The 15,849-nt window shown below is 69.6% G+C and carries 13 protein-coding genes; 4 read left to right on the top strand and 9 right to left on the bottom strand.

Annotation, left to right across the window (positions count from 1 at the left end):
* Positions 1 to 219 precede the first annotated feature (219 nt).
* On the top strand, positions 220 to 3,900 hold the full coding sequence (locus SAOR_RS00550; protein ID WP_123629753.1) for an Rne/Rng family ribonuclease: 3,681 nt from the start codon (positions 220 to 222) through the stop codon (positions 3,898 to 3,900).
* A 50-nt stretch (positions 3,901 to 3,950) separates the two neighbouring features.
* Here the strand turns inward: SAOR_RS00550 and SAOR_RS00555 are convergent, their stop codons facing one another.
* From SAOR_RS00555 to SAOR_RS00595, 9 genes are all read right to left on the bottom strand, one after another.
* Positions 3,951 to 4,457 (bottom strand): low molecular weight protein-tyrosine-phosphatase, encoded by a 507-nt coding sequence (locus SAOR_RS00555; RefSeq protein ID WP_123629754.1) that lies wholly within the window; start codon positions 4,455 to 4,457, stop codon positions 3,951 to 3,953.
* Positions 4,454 to 5,203, bottom strand: coding sequence for a 3-deoxy-manno-octulosonate cytidylyltransferase (kdsB, locus tag SAOR_RS00560; protein WP_123629755.1), 750 nt, complete (start codon positions 5,201 to 5,203; stop codon positions 4,454 to 4,456). Before kdsB ends, SAOR_RS00555 begins: the two co-directional genes overlap by 4 nt.
* Positions 5,200 to 6,195: a tetraacyldisaccharide 4'-kinase gene (gene lpxK / locus SAOR_RS00565; protein WP_123629756.1), complete on the bottom strand. Its 996-nt coding sequence runs from the start codon at positions 6,193 to 6,195 to the stop codon at positions 5,200 to 5,202. The genes kdsB and lpxK overlap by 4 nt, the downstream gene beginning before the upstream one ends.
* On the bottom strand, positions 6,195 to 7,958 hold the full coding sequence (gene msbA / locus SAOR_RS00570; protein WP_245965346.1) for a lipid A export permease/ATP-binding protein MsbA: 1,764 nt from the start codon (positions 7,956 to 7,958) through the stop codon (positions 6,195 to 6,197). The genes lpxK and msbA overlap by 1 nt, the downstream gene beginning before the upstream one ends.
* 2 nt (positions 7,959 to 7,960) lie before the next feature.
* Positions 7,961 to 8,362, bottom strand: a complete 402-nt coding sequence (locus SAOR_RS00575) for an ExbD/TolR family protein (RefSeq protein ID WP_123629757.1) — start codon at positions 8,360 to 8,362, stop codon at positions 7,961 to 7,963.
* A complete protein-coding gene (locus SAOR_RS00580) occupies positions 8,359 to 8,970 on the bottom strand; it encodes a MotA/TolQ/ExbB proton channel family protein (RefSeq protein ID WP_123629758.1) in 612 nt (203 codons plus the stop codon). Before SAOR_RS00580 ends, SAOR_RS00575 begins: the two co-directional genes overlap by 4 nt.
* A gap of 94 nt (positions 8,971 to 9,064) precedes the next feature.
* Entirely contained in the window at positions 9,065 to 11,377 is a 2,313-nt protein-coding gene (locus SAOR_RS00585; protein ID WP_185015491.1) for a DNA internalization-related competence protein ComEC/Rec2, read from the bottom strand.
* A 104-nt stretch (positions 11,378 to 11,481) separates the two neighbouring features.
* On the bottom strand, positions 11,482 to 12,192 hold the full coding sequence (gene lolD, locus SAOR_RS00590; RefSeq protein WP_123589795.1) for a lipoprotein-releasing ABC transporter ATP-binding protein LolD: 711 nt from the start codon (positions 12,190 to 12,192) through the stop codon (positions 11,482 to 11,484).
* Positions 12,185 to 13,435: a lipoprotein-releasing ABC transporter permease subunit gene (locus tag SAOR_RS00595; protein WP_123589796.1), complete on the bottom strand. Its 1,251-nt coding sequence runs from the start codon at positions 13,433 to 13,435 to the stop codon at positions 12,185 to 12,187. The genes lolD and SAOR_RS00595 overlap by 8 nt, the downstream gene beginning before the upstream one ends.
* Positions 13,436 to 13,725: 290 nt before the next feature.
* On the opposite strand from SAOR_RS00595, the gene SAOR_RS00600 reads away from it, so the two are divergent.
* From SAOR_RS00600 to SAOR_RS00610, 3 genes are read left to right on the top strand one after another with little or no spacing between them, the layout of a single operon-like run.
* Complete coding sequence (locus SAOR_RS00600) at positions 13,726 to 13,914, top strand: hypothetical protein (protein WP_123629760.1); 189 nt, start codon at positions 13,726 to 13,728, stop codon at positions 13,912 to 13,914.
* Complete coding sequence (locus tag SAOR_RS00605) at positions 13,911 to 14,945, top strand: agmatine deiminase family protein (protein ID WP_123629761.1); 1,035 nt, start codon at positions 13,911 to 13,913, stop codon at positions 14,943 to 14,945. The genes SAOR_RS00600 and SAOR_RS00605 overlap by 4 nt, the downstream gene beginning before the upstream one ends.
* Complete coding sequence (locus SAOR_RS00610; protein ID WP_123629762.1) at positions 14,938 to 15,822, top strand: carbon-nitrogen hydrolase; 885 nt, start codon at positions 14,938 to 14,940, stop codon at positions 15,820 to 15,822. The genes SAOR_RS00605 and SAOR_RS00610 overlap by 8 nt, the downstream gene beginning before the upstream one ends.
* Positions 15,823 to 15,849: the final 27 nt, after the last annotated feature.

The following is a 15,849-nucleotide window of genomic DNA, read 5'->3' on the forward strand; positions in this document are numbered from 1 at the left end:
GTCCAGCCTAGCATGGCGTTCTCCGGCAGCGTGTTCATGAATCAATCGTTCGAGTCATTCACTTCATGCGCTCCTGCCTCATTGTTGCTGCCTACCGCGTGATCCTCGAGGCCCTGACCGGGCCCGGACATTCGAGCGGGGCAGCCAACGGCGCCCGCGTGTGCGCGCCGCAAGCCGCAGCGATACCCGGCAGTCGAGCGCCAGCCGGAATTCAATTCAATGAAACGCATCCTAATCAACGCCACCCAGCCGGAAGAGCTGCGGGTGGCCATCGTCGACGGCCAGAAGCTCCATGATCTAGACATCGAGGTCGGCAGCCGCGAGCAGCGCAAGGCCAACGTCTACAAGGGGCGCGTCACCCGCGTCGAGCCGAGTCTGGAAGCCGCCTTCATCGACTACGGCGGCAATCGGCACGGCTTCCTCCCGCTCAAGGAGGTCGCCAAGGACTACTTCAGCGGCGACGGCAAAGACAGCATCAAGTCCGCCCTGTCCGAGGGCCAGGAGATCATCGTCCAGGTCGAGAAGGAGGAGCGCGGCAACAAGGGCGCCGCGCTCACCACCTTCGTCAGCCTGGCCGGGCGCTATCTGGTGCTCATGCCCAACAATCCCCGCGCCGGCGGCGTATCCCGCCGCATCGAGGGTGAGGAGCGCAACGAACTGCGCGAGGCGCTCAACCACGTGCAGGTGCCCAAGGGCATGGGTGTCATCGTGCGCACCGCCGGCGTAGGCCGCTGCGCCGAAGAGCTGCAGTGGGACCTGGACTATCTGGTCCATGTCTGGAAGGCGATCACCGACGCGTCCGCCGAGCGCAAGGCGCCGTTCCTGATCTATCAGGAATCGAACGTCATCATCCGCGCGCTGCGCGACTACCTGCGCGACGACATCGGCGAGGTCGTGATCGACCAGGCCGAGATCTACGAGACCGGTCGCGAGTTCATGCAGCAGGTCATGCCGCAGGCGCTGTCCAAGCTCAAGCACTACACCGACGAGACGCCGCTGTTCTCACGCTTCCAGATCGAATCCCAGATCGAGAGTGCCTTCGAGCGCGAAGTCACCCTGCCCTCCGGCGGCGCGATCATCATCGACCACACCGAGGCGATGACCACGGTCGACATCAACTCCGCGCGCGCCACCAAGGGCGGCGGCATCGAGGAGACGGCCTTCAACACCAACCTCGAAGCGGCCGAGGAAATCGCCCGCCAGCTGCGCATCCGCGACCTCGGCGGACTGGTGGCGATCGACTTCATCGACATGGAGAACAACAAGAACCAACGCGAGGTCGAGAATCGCCTCAAGCAGGCGGCCAAGGCCGACCGTGCGCGGGTTCAGATCGGGCGCATCTCGCGTTTCGGTCTGCTGGAGATGTCGCGCCAGCGGCTCAAGCCGTCGCTGTCGGAGTATTCGAACCAGGTCTGCCCGCGCTGTCTAGGCCAGGGCAGTATCCGCAGCGTTGAGTCGCTGTCTCTGTCGATCCTGCGACTGCTCGAAGAGGAGGCGATGAAGCCGGCCACCGGACGCGTGATCGTCCAGCTTCCGATCGCGGTCGCCAGCTTCCTGCTCAACGAGAAGCGCGAGGACATCGCGGGCGTCGAGCGCCGGGCCAAGACGCTGGTCACCCTGGTGCCCAACGAAACGCTCGACACGCCCCACTTCGAGATTCGCCGCATCCGCGGCGACGAACTCGCCACCGACAACAACGATGCCACCAGCTACCGCCTGGACAACGAGGTGGACATCGAGAAACCGGTCGAACCCAACCACGCCGGCAGCACCGCCGCCGCGAAGCGCGAGGAGCCGGCGGTCAAGCGCGTCGAACGCCCCGACGCGCCCGTAATCGAACGCACGGCCGAACCCGAAAAAGAAGCGGAGACCACCGAAGCGCCCCAGGCTCAGCCCCAGCCGACGCCGGCCGCCGCCGCGATGACCCCCTGGCAGCAACTCTGGGACGCGCTGCGCCGCATATTCTCCGGTGACGAGCAGTCGACGCCGGCCACGCAGGCGCAAGCCACCGCGTCCGCGACCGAGTCTACGCAGAAGAAGCCCGAGTCCGGGACATCGGCCGGGCCCGAGAGCGGGACGGGCGAAGAGACGCGCAAGCGCCGCCCCAGCCGCAATCGGCGCGGCAGCGACGACGGCAACGAGGGCAGCCGCTCGCGCTCGCGTCGCGGCGGCCGCAATCGTCGCGGCTCGGGCTCGGGCGACGGTCCCAAGTCCGATAGCGACGGCACCGACAAGAAGAACCGCAGCCCGTCCGGCTCGAACGGCAAGAAGACGGACGGCGGCAACCACAACGCACCGAGCGGCAGCAAGGACAAGTCGGCCAACGACAACAAGTCAACCAGAGACAAACAGTCCAACGACCGCAACGGCGGCTCTACCAAGACGGCGGCCGGCGCCGAGACCGCGGGCGACAGCGCCGCTAGAAACATGGAGAAAGCCGTCGGCAATCGCGCCGACAAGACCGACAAAACCGGCAAGTCGAACAAGACGGAGTCAAACGATCGGTCCGCCAAACCGGACCACGCGGACAAGAAGAACGACAAGAACGACGAGGATCGAAAAGCGGCCAAGACGGCAACGCCTGAGGCCGCTGAGCAAAGCGATCAGACCGAAGACAGCGAGACGCACAACCGCGGCAACGACGATTCGGACAACAGCAGTGCCGGCGGCCGGCGGCGGCGCCGGCGGCGCGGTGGCCGCGGCCGTCGCGGTGGCCGTAATCGCGGCAACGGCGCGCAGAGCGATGATAACGGCAGCACCGACGACAACGCCGGCAAGACCCCGGCGGCCGCCGACACCGGCGAAACCGGCGCGGACCACTCGGCGCCGGAGCATGACAACGCACCGCAGCCCCGAGCCGACCAAGCGTCCGCGTCGGACGACCAGCGCAACGATACCGGCGACGACGCGGCTGCGCCGGCGCCCGCAGGAGCCGACGCCTCGGAAACCGAGGACACCCCCCGCGTGGCCGACGATGTGCGACTGAACGGCGATCCCCAGGACGCCACCGACGCCGCGCCCACCGCGGTACCGGCGGACGCCGACCGGCCCGCCGCGGAAGACGGGCCCGAGAATACCGAGCAGGCGGAAAACACGACCGCGGTCAAGCCGCCGGCGCCCGAGAACGACGAGCCCTGGTCGGCCGCGCGCGCAAGTGACAACGCCCGTGCCGCCTCGCGCCAACACGGGGAGCTCGCCTCGGAGGACCCCGCCGCCGGGTCCGAGTCTCGTGCCGTCGAGACGCCCGAGACGCCCGAGACGCCCGAGACGCCCGAGACGGCTGAGACGGCTGAGACGGCTGAGACGGCTGAGACGGCTGAAAAGGCTGAAAAGGCTGAAAAGGCTGAAAAGGCTGAGACGCCCGAGACGCCCGAGAAGGCCGAAAAGGATAAGCTCGCAACCGCATCGCCGAGCAGCGATGAGGCGGCCTCATCCGCGACGGCCGACACCGCCCCCGGGGACTCCGCCGTTACGACGGCGGCGCCGGAACCGACCGCCGAGACCGAGACCGAGACCGAGACGAGCGATGATCCGGCCCGGGCCGAGGTCGATCCGGAAAACACCTCGGACCAGGTTGAATCCGGCACGGCTTCCGACGCGGCGCCGGAGACCGCCGACGACGATGACTCGGCGCTGCGCCAGGTCGAAACCGATGCCCGTCGCAGCGTCGACCAGACGGCGATCGAAGACACCGCCATCGATACCCGTGAGGACACCGCGAGCACGGACGATCCGGACGAGAGCCCGAACGCGGACGGCGCGATGCCGAGCGCCACACCGCGGGCCGATGCCAAGCGCGTCGTCGCCGAGACTGCGGACGACACGGAAGACGCGGCCCTGAAGCAGGTCGAGACGCAGCGGGCCACCGGCACCGAGGACGACACCCCCGGCGGCCGTTAGCGGCGTGCACGGCGCCCGTCGGCGGTCCGACGGGCGCCGTGACTCTCGCGTCAGCCCGGATCGCGCTCCAAGTCCGCGCGTATTTCGGCGAGCAGACCCTCGGCGGCGTCCTCGATGAGATCGAGCACGCGCTCGAAGCCGTCCTCGCCGCCGAAGTACGGGTCGGGCACGGCCGCCCCGGGGTGACGACCGCTGTAATCGCCGAACAGGGCGACACGGGCGCGCGCGTCCGCGCTCTCTCGAGCCAGCCGCTCGAGCACGGCGAGATTGTCGGCATCCATGGCGAGCACGTAGTCGAAGGCCTGGAGATCGGCCGCTGCGACCTGGCGGGCCCGCAGATCGCCGATATCGCAGCCGCGTGCCGCCGCTGCCGCACGGGCCCGCGCATCCGGCGGCTTGCCCACATGCCAATCGCCGGTACCCGCCGAGTCCACCTCGATCCGGTCGGCGAGACCGGCTGCGGCGACGCGGTCGCGAAACACCCCGTGCGCGGTCGGCGAACGGCAGATGTTGCCCAAGCAGACGAAGAGCACGCGTGTCCGGTTCCGTTGCGTCATGTCGCCGCCAGTAGCCGTTCGACCGCTGCCAGGTCCGCTGCGGTGTCGACCCCCGGCCCGGGTACGGCGACCGCGCACACCAGCGCGATCGGCAGCCCGAGGTCGAAGGCACGCAGCTGCTCCAGCGACTCGCGGCGTTCCAGTACTCCGACCGGCGCCGCGGCGAAGCTGCGCAGCGCGTCGGCTCGATAGCCGTAGATGCCGATATGACGGCTGGCCGCGTCGTCGTCGACGAGACGATTGCCGCTGTCGCGATGGTAGGGAATCGGCGCGCGACTGAAATACAGCGCGCGTCCGGCCGCGTTCGCCACCACCTTGACGATGTTGGGGTCGTGAAAATCGTCCGCGCGCAGGATCGGCGTGGAGGCGGTCGCGATCGCCGCGCCGGCATCGGCGACCAGCGCCTCGCCGATCTGATCGATCAGCGCCGAGGGCATCAACGGCTCGTCGGCCTGCACGTTGACCACGATCGTCTCGTCGCCCCAGTCCCGGGCCGCCGCGACCTCGGCGATTCGATCGGTCCCGCAGGGATGATCGTCCCGCGTCATCACCGCGTCCGCGCCGGCTTCGCGGGCGGCCTCGGCGACCACCGGATCGTCGGTCGCCACCAGCACCGCCCGCGCGCGGCTGGCATGGGCGGCCGCACAGACATGCGCCAGCATGGGCCGCCCCGCGATGTCGCGGAGCACCTTGTCCGGCAGCCGGCTGCTGGCCCGCCGCGCGGGGATCACCACGACGAAACTCATCGCGTCGCTCCGGGATGCACCGCGAAACGCGCGAGCGCTCGCTCCAGGCGCGCCGCGCCGGCCTCGGTCAGCCGCGCGTCCACGGGAACATACCAGCGCGTCTCGGCCGCCAGATCGGCACACTTGACGGCATCCTTTTCGGTCATCAGCACCGGCGCATCATCGTCGAACATCAACTCCCCGGCGGTATACACATGGTGATCGGGCATCGGATGCTCGATCACGGTCAGGCCGCATCCGCGCAGCATAGCGAAAAAACGCCCGGGATCGCCGATGCCCGCCACCGCGTGCACCGGCCGGCCGACGAAATCCGCCAGCGCGCGCGTGCTGGTGTGGTCAAGCGACTGTGCCGCGCCCGGCACGAGCTCGAAGTCACCGCCGGCGCCGTGAACCAGTGACAGATCGACCCCGTCCAGTCGCCCCGGTGGCTCCCGCAGCGGCCCCGCCGGTAACAGTCGTCGATTGCCGAGCCCGCGGCGGGCGTCGGTCACCGCGATCTCCATATCCCGGGCCAGACGATAGTGCTGCAGCCCGTCGTCGGCCACCACGCAGTCGACGCCGGCTTCGGCGACAAGCGCGGCGGCCCCGCGCGCGCGGTCCGGGTCCACCGCCACCGGTACGCCCGCGCGGCGGGCGATCAGGACGGGCTCGTCGCCGGCCACGGCGGTTGGCGTCGTTGCGGTCACGCGCAGCGGGTAGCGCTCCGCCCGGCCGCCATAGCCGCGCGAGACCACGCCGGGGCGCAGTCCCCGCGCCTGCAGCGTGCGCACGATCAGGATCACCAGCGGCGTCTTGCCGCTGCCGCCCACGGTGATGTTGCCGATCACGAGCACCGGCACGCCGACCCGCCGCGAGCGCAGCCAGCCACGGGCATAGGCCGCGCGCCGCAGTGCGACGACCCGGCCGAACAGCCAGGCCAGCGGTAGCAGCGGCCACCAGGCGCCACCGGGCCGGTACCAGGCGCGCTCGAGCGCGCGCGCGAGGCGTTTCATCAGCCCGGCTGCGAGAACTGGATGTCGTGCAGGTTGCGGTAGTGGCCGCGCTGGTCCATCAACTCGCTGTGCGTGCCCTGCTCCACCAGCTCCCCGTCGTACAGCACCACGATCCGGTCCGCATCCTGGATCGTGGACAGTCGGTGCGCGATCACGAGCGTGGTGCGGTCGCGCATGAGCACCTCCAGGCCCTTCTGTATCGCCCGTTCCGACTCGGTATCCAGCGCCGAGGTCGCCTCGTCGAGAATCAGGATCGGCGAATCCTTGAGCAGCGCGCGTGCGATCGCGATGCGCTGGCGCTGGCCGCCGGACAGCATGATGCCGTTCTGGCCGACGAGCGTGTCGTAGCCCTCGGGCAGCGACTCGATGAATTCGTGCGCGTAGGCCCGCCGCGCGGCGTCGATCACGGTCTCGCGGTCAGCGCCGCCGAGGGTGCCGTAGGCGATGTTGCCTGCAACGGTGTCGTTGAACAGCACCACGTTCTGATCGACGAGGCTGATCTGGGCGCGCAGATCCGCCAGCCGGTACTCGGACAGTTCGTGCCCGTCCAGCCGGATGCTGCCGGCCTCGTAGTCGTAGAAACGCGGCAGCAGCGACAGCAGCGTCGACTTGCCGCTGCCGGAACGGCCGACGAAGGCCACCGTCTGGCCGGGTTCCACATCGAAGGTGATGTCGCGCAGGACATAGGCCTCGGTGTTCGGATAGCGAAACGCCATCTCCGAGACCTGGATCTCGCCGCGCGCGCGGTCGATGGTCAGCCGGCCTGGATCGCGCTCCGCCGGCTCGTCCAGCAGCTCGAAGATCGCGCCCGCCGCCGCCATGCCGGCCTGAATGGTGGCGTTCACGCTGGTCAGGCGCTTGATCGGCTGCATCATCCCCATCATCGCGCCGAAGAAGGTCGCCAGATCGCCCGGCGACATCATGCCGCCGCCGGTGTCGCGCACGGCGATCGCGACCACGCAGGCCGCGGCGATCGCGGTGATGAACTGCAGCACCGGCACGCTGGCCGCGGTCGTGGTGGCCTTGCGCATCGACATGCGGCGGAAGCGCTCGTTGATGCGATCGAAGCTGTTGCGTTCGTGCTCCTCGCCGCCGAAGACCTTCACCACCCGCTGCCCGGTGAGCACCTCTTCGCTGATGTGCGTGATGTCACCCATGGACTGCTGCATGGTCACGCTGTAGCGACGAAAGCGCTTGGAGACGTTGCTCACGATCAGGGCGATGATGGGCCCGACCACGAAGACCACCATCGCCAGCGACCAGTTCACCCAGAACATCAGAAAGGTGAAGCCGATGATGCGCATGGTGTCCTGCACCACGATCGTGATCGCGCTGGTCGCCGCCCCGGAGATCTGGCCGGTGTAATAGGTCAGCTTGGCCGTGGTCTTGCCGGTCGAGTGGTCGTCGAAAAAGCTCGTCGGCAGCTGCAGGAACTTGGCGAACACGTCCCGGCGCACGTGATAGATCACGCGGTTGGCGACCCACGACATGCCGTAGCTCGACAGGAAACCGAACACGCCGCGCACCATCAGCAGTCCGAGCAGGAAGACCGGAATCCAGCGGATCATCCACGGGTCGCGATCCACGATCGAGCCGTCCAGCAGCGGCTTGAGGATATAGATCAGCCCCGTATCGGCCGCGGCGTAGCCCACCATCCCGATCGCCGCGATACCGAGCCATTTCCGATGGGCCCAGGTATAGCGCAGCAGCCGCGGATAGATCTCGCGGACCGGCATGTCGGTATGAACTTTCTGGCGCGCCAAAACTACTCCTGTGATCGCGTGGCGACGTCCACCCGGGCGAAACCGGCGGCCGCCGCAGCATCGAATACGCGCACGACCGCACCGTGTCGCGCATCGCGATCGGCGCGCACCCGCAATGCGCGATCCGGGTATTGTGCCCGCTGCGCGCGCAGCGACGCGACCAGCGCCTCGGCGGCGACCGACTCGCCGGCGACTTCAAAGCCGCCGCCGGGGGTCACGCGCACGTCGACGTGCGCCTCCTTGGTCGCGCCCGCATGGGCCGCCGGTGGCAGCTCCAGCGCCAGCACGCGCTCGTCCGCGAACCGCGCCGATACCATGAAAAAGATCAGCAGAATGAACACGACGTCGATCAGCGGCGTCAGGTTCACCCGCGGCTCGGTATCGTCATTGCGGCCGAATCTCATCGCGCGGCCGCCGGCGATCCCTGCTCGGTGTCCATCAGCCGTACCGCCCAGCGCTCGAGCAGCAGCGCCCGCTCCGCCACGCAGCCGGTGAAATAACGATGCGCGGCCAGCGCGGGGATGGCCACGCAGAGGCCGGCCGCGGTCGTCAGCAGCGCCTGCCCGATACCGCCGGCCAGCCCGCCGGCCGCACCGGAGGCCTCCAGCGCGGCGAAGACGTCGATCATGCCGGCGACCGTGCCCAGCAGACCCAGCAGGGGCGCGATCGCCGCGATCGTGCCCAGCGTGTTGAGATAGCGCGACATGTCATGGGCGGCGCGGCGCCCGGCCTCTTCGATGCGTTCGCGGCGCTGATCGGGCGACGCCCCGCGCGACGCCGCGACCGCCGCCCACACCTGCCCCAGCGGGCTGTGCGCGGCCAGTGCCTCGCGATCCGAGGCACTCAGCGCGCCGGCGCGCGCGATCCGGGCGAGCTGACCGGTCAGGGCGGGCGGCGCGACCCGCGTCGCCCGCAACGCCCAGGCGCGTTCGATCACGATCGCCAGCCCGAGCACCGAGCACAGCAGGATCGTCAGCATCAGCCACCCGCCGGCCATCGTCATCTGCCCCATGCGTCGTGCTCCCTTAGATCAGACGCGCACCGAAGCCAAGCCGGCACGCTCGCGCAGGCATCATAGTCGTCGCCCACGGGCCGCGGCCAGCGGGTCACGGCACCTGCCAGAGCCGCGGGTGCTGGTCACGCCAGCGGGTGACACGGATCGCGCGTTCCGCGCTGCCGGGTACGGCCACCCTCAGCGCCCCGCCCGTCGCCGTGCCGATGCGCTGCGCGCCGACAGCCGAGAGCCGTTCGCGCACGCCCTCGGTGGGAAATCCCCAGCGGTTGCGCCAGCCGGCGGAGATCAGCGCAAATCGCGGCCGCACGGCTTCGAGGAAGGCCGAACTGGAGGAGCTGTCGCTGCCGTGATGTCCGACCACGAGCACCTCGCCGGCGAGCGCCTCCGCATTGCGGGCGATCAGGCGCGCCTCACCCGCGGCGTCCAGATCGCCGGTGAGTAGCACCCGCCCGCCGGGCGAAGCGATGCGCAACACGCAGGAGCGTCCGTTGGTATCCGCGGCCGCCGCACGCTCGGCCCGTGTCGGATACAACACCCGGAAGTCGACGCCGTTCCAGCGCCATTGCTGTCCGGCCACGCAGGGGCTGTCGCCGCCCGCGCCCTGCCATCGGACCACCTCGAGTTCGCGGACGATGGCTGCCGCCCCGCCCCGATGATCGAGATCGGCGTGACTGATGAGCAGGCGATCCACCCGGGGCCGACCGACGTGGCGCAGATACGGCACCACGATGGCCTCGCCGGTATCGAAGCCGGTCCGATAGGCCGGCCCGGCGTCGAAGACCAGCGTGTGTTCCCGGGTGCGAACGACCACGGCCAGCCCCTGGCCGACGTCGAGGACGGTCACGCGATAGGCTTCCTGCGGAATGCGTTGATCGGCGGGCTGCCAGCCGATCAAGGCCGGCAGCAGCAGCGCGGCACCCGCCCAGCGCCCCGGCAGGCCGCGCGGTAGCAGCAACAGTGCGATTCCCGCGATCGCAAGCAGCAGCGCGGCCACGCCGGGCAGCGTCAGATGAACCGCGGCCAGCGGCCAGTCGGCGACCCATGCCAGCCCCTGCCAGCCCGCTCCGAGAAGCCACGCCGCCCCCGTCAGCAAGGGTCCGCCGGCTGCCGGCCAGGCGAGCGCCAGGGCCGTGAGCGTCAGCAGCGCGGGCACCACGACCACCGCGAGCGGGATCAGCAGGGCGTTGACCACCGGCGCGACCATCGACGCCTGCTCGAAGAACCAGAGCGTCAACGGCGTCAGACCGGCGATGAGCGCGAGCTGGATATGACCGAAGGCCAGCCAGTGCCCCCGGCGCGGGCCGCTCGCGGCGATATAGAGCAGCCACGCCACGGCCCCGAACGACAGCCAGAACCCGGGCGCGATCACCGAAGCCGGGTCCCAGAAAAGCACTGCGATGGCGGCGAAGGCGAGCGTGCGCGACGGTGCCACATCCCGCCGCAGCGCCATGACGGCGAGCGCAACGGCAACCATGACCAGCGCACGCTGGGTCGGCAGCGCCAGACCGGCGAGCGCGGCGTAGCCGGCCGCACCCACGAAGGCTGCCGCGGCCGCCAGACGATGCGCCGACCAGCCCGGCGCCACCCGAAGCGCCAGCCAGCGCGCCAGAAAGAACAGCACGCCCGCGATCAGGCCGATGTGTAACCCGGAAATGGCAACCAGATGGCTGGTTCCCGTGGCCCGCAGCACCGCCCACTGGGCGTCGCTGATCGCATCGCGTGCGCCCAGCGTCAAGGCCTCGATCAGGCCACGCGCCGGCGCATCCCCCAGTATCCGATCCAGCCGCCGCAGCGCCAGGGCGCGCAGTCGGTCGAGCGACATCGAAGCGGCCCGATCGCAGTCTCCGGCCTCGCGCACGTAACCGGTGGCGTCGATGCGTTCGCGCCAGAGCCACGCCTCGTAATCGAAGGTGCCCGGGTTCGCCGAGCCGTGCGGGGTCTCCCACTTCACCGTGGCCCGCACGCAGTCGCCCGGCAACAGCGCGGGCGGGTCGTCGTACCAGGACAGCCGCACCCGATACGGGGCGACGTCGCGCGCCAGCACGAAGCGACTGCGAAAGGCCTCATGGCTGACGAGTCCGGACACGCGTCCCACGACGGTGGCGGTCTCCCCGCTGCGTTCGACCGGCAGGCGCGCGTCGAGTCGATGCGCGACGTCCAGGCTCGCCCACAGCGCCGCGACCAGACCGGCGGCGAGCACGGCGCGGCCGGGAAAACGCAGCAGACAGCAGAGTAGTCCGGCCAACGGCAGTAGCGGCGCGATCGGCGTCGGCCACAGGTAGACACCGCCGCTGGCGCCGATACAGGCCAGCGCGAGCAGCCGCGGATCCCGGGCATAGCGGGCGAGCGCCCCGTGCCAGCTGCGGTCGGGGTCCAGCTGTACGTTGTCGTCGCCCCGCCCCATCGTCGGCCGCCCGTTCATCCGCGCGAATGCGCCTGCCCCGGAACTTTCACATTACACGAGGCCGGCGGCAACGCAGCACGGAGCGCCGTGGGTCGCGGCGAACGTCAGGCCAGGTCGGACAGCTCCGCGGGCGCCAGGCGGCCGTCCGACAGGGTCCAGACCTGATCCATGCGCTGGGCCAGCGTGCGGTCGTGGGTGACCATGACCAGGCTGGTATCCAGCGACTCGTTGAGTTCGAGCATCATGTCGAACACGCTCGCCGCGGTGCGATGGTCGAGGTTGCCGGTCGGCTCGTCGGCCAGGATGCAGGCGGGCCGCGTGACCAGGGCGCGCGCGACCGCGGCACGCTGGCGCTCGCCGCCGGACAGTTCGGTCGGCTTGTGCTCCAGCCGATCGCCCAGCCCCACGCGCTCGAGCAGTTCGCGGGCGGTCTGCAGCGCCGGCCCCGTGGGCCCGCGCCGTATCAGCAGCGGCATCGCCACGTTCTGGACCGTGGTGAACTCCGGCAACAGATGATGAAACTGATAGATGAAGCCCAGTTTTTCGTTGCGCAACCGGCCGCGGGCGGCGTTCGACAGTCGCGTCATGTCGTGCCCGCCGATGCGGATCTCGCCGCTGCTGGGCGTGTCCAGCCCCCCGAGCAGATGCAGCAGCGTCGACTTGCCCGAGCCGGAGGCGCCGATCACCGCGATACGCGCCCCGGGGGCGACCTCCAGGTCGATGTCGCGCAGAACCGTGACCGGCTCGCGAACCTCGCTGAACAGCTTCGACAGACGGTGACAGGACAGTACCGGTGTGGCGCTCGCATCACTCATAGCGCAGGGCCTCCGCCGGCTGCACGCGCGCCGCGCGCCAGGCCGGGTAGAGCGTCGACAGGAAGGACAGCACCAGCGACAGCGCCGCGATGCGGAGGACGTCGGTCTGGTGCAGTTCGGCCTTGAGCTGGCTGATGTAGTAGACGTCCGCGGAAAGCAGATCGGTGTTCAGCAGGCTCTCGAGCATGGGCACGATGTGCTCGATGTTGATCGACAGCAGCACGCCGAGCGCCACGCCGAGCACGGTGCCGATCACCCCGATCAGCGAGCCCTGGACCATGAAGATGGCCATGACCGAACGCGGCGTGAGCCCGAGCGTTCGCAGGATGGCGATGTCGCCCTGCTTGTCGGTGACCACCATCACCAGCATGGAGACGATGTTGAAGGCCGCCACGGCGATGATCAGGCTGAGGATAATGAACATCACGGTCTTCTCGGTGGCGATCGCCTGGAAGAAATTGGCGTGCTGACGCGTCCAGTCGGAGACGCGCTTGCCGGGATCGAGTGTGGCCTCGAGTTGCCGGGTGACATCGGGCGCGTCGAACATGTCGGTCAGATGCAGCCGCAGGCCGGTCACGCCCTCGCCCATGTGGTAGAGCGTCGCGGCATCCTCCATGTGGATCATGACCATGCCGCGGTCGTACTCGTACATGCCGACCTTGAACACGCCACCCACGGTGAACCGCCGAAAGCGCGGCACGATGCCCGCCGGCGTGATGTTGGCCTTCGGGATCATCAAGTCCACCTTGTCGCCGACGCCGACACCGAGCAGAGCCGCGAGCTCCGCACCGATGACTATCCGATATTCGCCGGCTTCCAGCGAATCGAAGCTGCCGGCGACCATGTGGTCGGCGACGTCGGAGACCTCGGTCTCCTGTGCCGGCAACACGCCGCGGATGAGCGTGCCCGACATATTGCGTCCGCTGCGCAGCATGCCCTCGCCACTGATGTAGGGCGCCGCACCGTTGACGTCCGGCAGCCGCTCGTTGACCTGGGTCTTGAGTTCGCTCCAGTCCTGGAGCGCGTTCCGGCTGGAGGAGATCTCCACGTGCGAAGCCATGCCCAGGATACGATCGCGCAGCTCCGCCTCGAACCCGTTCATCACCGACAGCACCGTGATCAGCAGCATCACGGCCAGCGCGATGCCGCCCATGGAGATCGACGAGATGAAGGAGATGAAGTGGTTGCGACGCTTGGCCCGCGTGTACTTCAGGCCGACGTAGAGTTCGAGGGGTCTAAACATGGCGGCGCATTAAAGCATAATGAGCCCGCACGACGCAGCGCGGCGGCGCGCCGTACGGGGCCATCGGAAAATCAGTCATGCGCATGAGAACGTTACATCGACCGATAGTTCAGATCGGGCTGGAAATCGGCGCAGCACTCGTGCTCCTCGCCGGGGCGAGCACGAAGGCGGCGGCGGACGACTACGGCGCCGAGCCGACGCCGCCACGCGCCACGACTGCGTCCCCGTCCTCTCCGGCCACGTCGGCGGTGCGGCCGCAGCCGCCGTCCACCCCGCCCCGCGGCACATCGATGGCGCGCGTCGAGCGCGAGTACGGCGAGCCGCGCCGTCGCCACGCGCCCGTCGGCCAGCCGCCGATCACGCGCTGGGACTATCCCGCCTACCGGCTCTACTTCGAATACGACCGGCTGATACACGCCGTGGTGCCGGCGGACCCGGCACCCGTGGCCCACCGCGACGAACTCGCGGTGCCACGATGAGCGCCCGCCGGCTCCCGCCGGAATGGGCACCGCAGGCTGCCATACTGCTGGTCTGGCCGCGCTCGGCGGGCGACTGGGGCGGGGGCCTGGCGGCCGCCCGCGACACCATCGCCACGATGGCGGCCATCATCGGCGAGCGCCAGCCTGTGATCCTCGTGGCCGCGGACGCCGAATGCCGGCAGAGCATCGACGACCATCCGCGGCTGCGGGCCGTAGTGCCGCCGGTCGTGATCGACGCGCCGAACGACGACATATGGGTCCGGGACACCGGCCCGCTGACCGTGTTCGACGACGAGCGCGTGTTCGTCGATTTTCGCTTCGACGGCTGGGGCGGACGCTTTGCGGCACTCAACGACGACCGCCTGACGGTCGCCCTGCACGTTGCGGGCGCGCTCGGCCGCGGCACGCTCGAACGGCGTTCGGCCGTGCTCGAGGGCGGCAGCATCGAAGCCAGCGGCACCGGCGCGCTGCTGACCACCGAACGCTGTCTGCTCGCCGGCCGGCGCAATGCCGGGCTCAGTCGCTCGGGCGTCGAGGCGATGCTCGGCGACGCCTTCGGCGCGACCACGATCCACTGGCTCGCCCACGGCGATCTCATCGGCGACGACACCGACGGCCACATCGACACGCTCGCCCGCTTCGTCGCGGCGGATACGATCGCCTATCAGGGCTGCGCCGACGAGACCGACCCGCATTTCGAATCGCTGACCGCCATGCGGCGCGAGCTCGAGGCGCTGCGCGCCCCCGACGGCACCGCCTATCGACTCGTCGAACTGCCCCTGCCCGCGCCGATCCACGACCCCGACGACGGCCATCGGCTGCCCGCCGGCTACGCCAACTTCGTCATCGCCAACGGCTGCGTGCTGATCCCGGCCTTCGACGACCCCGCCGACGCCGTGGCCCGGCAGCGGCTGGCCGACTGCTTTCCCGAGCGCGAGGTCATCCTCATTGACAGCCGCGCCTTGATCCGCCAGCACGGCGGCCTGCACTGTGCCTCCATGCAGATTCCCGCCGAGACCGCCCATGGCTGACACCCGCATCCGGCGCGTGGCCGTCGCCCAGTACGCCTGCACGCCCGAGCCCGCGACCAACCTGGACACCGCCGTGGCCCATATCCAGCGCGCGGGCGAGGCAGGCGCCGATCTCGTGCTGCTGCCGGAGCTGCACAACACGCCCTACTTCTGCCAGCGCGAGGATCCGGCCGGCTTCGACCTGGCCGAACCGATCCCCGGGCCCTCGACCGAGCGTCTCGCGGCAGCCGCCCGCACCGCCGGGGTGGTGGTCGTGGCCTCGCTGTTCGAACGCCGCGCTCCCGGGCTATATCACAACACCGCGGTGGTGCTCGACCGCGACGGTCGCATCGCCGGCCGCTACCGCAAGATGCACATCCCGGACGATCCCGAATACTACGAGAAGTACTATTTCACGCCCGGCGATCTCGGCTTCACCCCCATCGACACGTCCATCGGCCGGCTCGGCGTGCTGGTCTGCTGGGACCAGTGGTACCCGGAAGCCGCGCGGCTGATGGCGCTGGCCGGCGCAGAGCTGCTGATCTATCCCTCCGCGATCGGCTGGGACGACGCCACCGACGACGCCGACGAGCAGGCGCGCCAGCTTGCCGCCTGGCAGGGCGTGCAGCGCGGCCACGCCATCGCCAACACCCTGCCCGTGATCGCCTCCAACCGGGTCGGCGTCGAGGGCGACGCCGACACCGAGATCCGTTTCTGGGGCCACAGCTTCGTGTTCGGCCCCCAGGGCGAGACCCTGGCCGAGGCCGGCGAAAGCGGCGAACTGCTCATGGCGGACATCGACACGGCGCGCACCGAGACTCTGCGCCGCGTCTGGCCGTTTCTGCGCGACCGGCGAATCGACGCCTTCGGCGAGCTGACGCGGCGTTTCCGCGACTGAAGCACGCGCGGCCAGTCGTCTCGAGCG

The organism is Salinisphaera orenii subsp. orenii MK-B5 (assembly GCF_003788635.1).
GTDB classification, from domain to species: Bacteria; Pseudomonadota; Gammaproteobacteria; order Nevskiales; family Salinisphaeraceae; genus Salinisphaera; species Salinisphaera orenii.

Excerpts from the sequence above, each read along its gene's own strand:
- SAOR_RS00550 (WP_123629753.1), top strand. The coding sequence starts at position 220 with ATGAAACGCATCCTAATCAACGCCACCCAGCCGGAAGAGCTGCGGGTG.
- SAOR_RS00555 (WP_123629754.1), bottom strand. The coding sequence starts at position 4,457 with ATGACGCAACGGAACCGGACACGCGTGCTCTTCGTCTGCTTGGGCAAC.
- kdsB (WP_123629755.1), bottom strand. The coding sequence starts at position 5,203 with ATGAGTTTCGTCGTGGTGATCCCCGCGCGGCGGGCCAGCAGCCGGCTG.
- lpxK (WP_123629756.1), bottom strand. The coding sequence starts at position 6,195 with ATGAAACGCCTCGCGCGCGCGCTCGAGCGCGCCTGGTACCGGCCCGGT.
- SAOR_RS00575 (WP_123629757.1), bottom strand. The coding sequence starts at position 8,362 with ATGAGATTCGGCCGCAATGACGATACCGAGCCGCGGGTGAACCTGACG.
- SAOR_RS00580 (WP_123629758.1), bottom strand. The coding sequence starts at position 8,970 with ATGGGGCAGATGACGATGGCCGGCGGGTGGCTGATGCTGACGATCCTG.
- SAOR_RS00585 (WP_185015491.1), bottom strand. The coding sequence starts at position 11,377 with ATGGGGCGGGGCGACGACAACGTACAGCTGGACCCCGACCGCAGCTGG.
- lolD (WP_123589795.1), bottom strand. The coding sequence starts at position 12,192 with ATGAGTGATGCGAGCGCCACACCGGTACTGTCCTGTCACCGTCTGTCG.
- SAOR_RS00595 (WP_123589796.1), bottom strand. The coding sequence starts at position 13,435 with ATGTTTAGACCCCTCGAACTCTACGTCGGCCTGAAGTACACGCGGGCC.
- SAOR_RS00600 (WP_123629760.1), top strand. The coding sequence starts at position 13,726 with ATGGCGCGCGTCGAGCGCGAGTACGGCGAGCCGCGCCGTCGCCACGCG.
- SAOR_RS00605 (WP_123629761.1), top strand. The coding sequence starts at position 13,911 with ATGAGCGCCCGCCGGCTCCCGCCGGAATGGGCACCGCAGGCTGCCATA.
- SAOR_RS00610 (WP_123629762.1), top strand. The coding sequence starts at position 14,938 with ATGGCTGACACCCGCATCCGGCGCGTGGCCGTCGCCCAGTACGCCTGC.